The organism is Phenylobacterium sp. (genome assembly GCF_036263695.1).
Taxonomy (GTDB): domain Bacteria; phylum Pseudomonadota; class Alphaproteobacteria; order Caulobacterales; family Caulobacteraceae; genus Phenylobacterium.
This window is the reverse complement of record NZ_DATAGM010000197.1, coordinates 1-2,258: the sequence shown is the minus strand read 5'-3', so window position 1 is coordinate 2,258 and position 2,258 is coordinate 1. Positions and strand designations below refer to the sequence as shown.

Here is a 2,258-nt window from a genome sequence, read left to right as displayed (position 1 = left end):
ACCGGCTCGCCGCTCTGGGCGCGCACATAGAGCTGCCCGATGTCCTGCTCCGTCTGGCGCTGGGCCCGTTCCGTCTGCACCAGCACGTCGTATTCCTGGCCGTTCTTGATGTAGGTGGTCACCCGCCGCGAGCCGAAGTTGGTCTCCAGCGCCCGGCCGACCGCCTGGGCCGAGACGCCCAGCGCCGCGGCCTTCTCGCGGTCCACGTCAACGATCACCCGCGGCGAGGTGGGCTCATAGTCGATCCGCGCCCGGGCCATGCCGGGATTGGATTCCGCCGCCTGCAGCAGCGGCCGGATGCGCTGCTCGATCTCCGGATACTCGTTGCCCAGGACGATGAGCTGCACCCCGTCGCCCCCGCCGCCGCCGGGGCCGCCGCGCTGCAGGCCGCCACGGACGTTGGCGATCGCCCGGATCGAGGTGATCTGGGCGAACTCGCGGTTCAGCTGCGCCGCCAGCTCGTTGGAGGTCATCTTGCTGTTTTCGAACAGCGCCGCGTTGCCGAAACCGCCGTTGAACTGGTTCCCGTTGAACCGCGGCACCCCCAGGATATAGCGCTCGATCACGCCCTGGGCGCGGTACTTCTGCAGGATGGCCTCGACCTGCCGCGCCCCGGCCATGGTGTAGTCGTAGCCGGCGCCCTCCGGCGCGTTGATGTTCAGCTCGACCCGCTTGCGGTCCTCCTCGGGCACCAGCTCACGGGGCAGCTGCGTGAACATGAACGCCGCCCCCAGCGACAGGAACAGCACCAACCCGCCCGCCGCGAAGGTCGCCGAGCGCCTGCCGAGCAGGCTCTCCAGCGAGGCGTGGTAGGAATTGCGCAGCTTGTGGATGCCGTTGTCCACGAACCGGGCGACGGCGCCCTCGCCCTGCGCGGGGCGCAGCAGCTTGGAGGCCAGCATCGGCGACAGGCTGAGCGCCAGCAGCGCCGAGAAGGCGATCGCCGCGGCGATGGCCACCGCCAGCTCGACGAACAGCCGGCCGATATAGCCGGGCAGGAACATCAGCGGCGCGAACACCGAAATCAGGACGATGGTCGTAGCGACCACCGCAAAGAACACCTGACGGGCGCCGCGCTGGGCGGCGACCACCGGCGGCTCGCCTTCGTCGATCCGGCGCTGGATGTTCTCGACCACCACGATGGCGTCGTCGACCACCAAGCCGATGGACAGCACCAGGGCCAGCAGGGTCAGCAGGTTCAGCGAGAAGCCCAGCGGGGCCATTACGATGAAGGTCGACAGGATGCAGATCGGCGCGACGATCGAGGGGATCAGCGCCGCCCGCCAGGTGCCGAGGAAGATGAAGTTCACCAGCGCCACCAGCACCAGGGAGATGCCCATGGTGATCCAGACTTCCTCGATGGCGTGCTCGGTGAAGACGGTGAAGTCGACCGCCACTTCCAGGCGGGTGCCTTCGGGCAGCGAGCGGTTAATCTCCGGGACGATCTCCCGGATGCCGTGGCTGATCTCCAGGTCGTTGGCCTGGCTCTGCCGGGTCACCGCGATGCCGACCTGTTCGCGCCCGTTGGAGCGGAAGGAGCGGCGGTGCTCATCAGGCCCCTCTTCCACCCGTGCGATGTCGCCCAGCCGCACGACGTACTGCGATGAGGCCAGGGCTGTGGCCGCGCCCACGCCGGCCGCGCCGGAGGAGGCCGCCGACCGCTGCGACGCCGCGGTGATCGGCATCTGCGCGAACTGCTCGGGCGTGGCGTAGCTTCGGTTCACCCGGATGGTGAAGTCCTTGGCCGGCGCTTCCAGCGAGCCGGCCGGGAGCTCGAGGTTGTTGGCGGTCAGCGCGTTCTCGACGTCGTCGACGGTGATCCCCCGCGCGGCCATCGCCGCCGGATCCAGCCAGATCCGCATCGCGTAGTTCTGCGCGCCGCCGACGTTGACCTGGGCCACCCCCGGCACGGTCGAGATCCGCTCCACCAAGTAGCGGTTGGCGTAGTCGGTGAGCTGCAGGCGGTTCAGCGTCGTCGAGCTGAACGAGATGAAGATGATCGGCGCGGCGTCGGCGTTGGCCTTGGCGATCTGCGGCGGGTCGGCTTGCTCGGGCAGGATGGCCGTCACCCGGCTGACCGCGTCGCGCACGTCGTTGGCCGCATCGTCCAGATTGCGGTTCAACATGAAGGAGATGTTGATCTGGCTGCGGCCATCGCGGGACGAGGACTGCACCCGGTCGATGCCCTGGATGCCGGAGACCTGCCGCTCGATCACCTCGGTGATCCGCTCCTCGACCACCTCGGCCGAGGCGCCGCG

The 2,258-nt window shown here is 69.0% G+C and carries 1 protein-coding gene; it reads right to left on the bottom strand.

Annotation, left to right across the window (positions count from 1 at the left end; all coding sequences use genetic code 11):
* Positions 1-2,258: efflux RND transporter permease subunit (locus VHK87_RS08035; RefSeq protein ID WP_329634385.1), on the bottom strand; the 2,258-nt coding region annotated here is incomplete at both ends.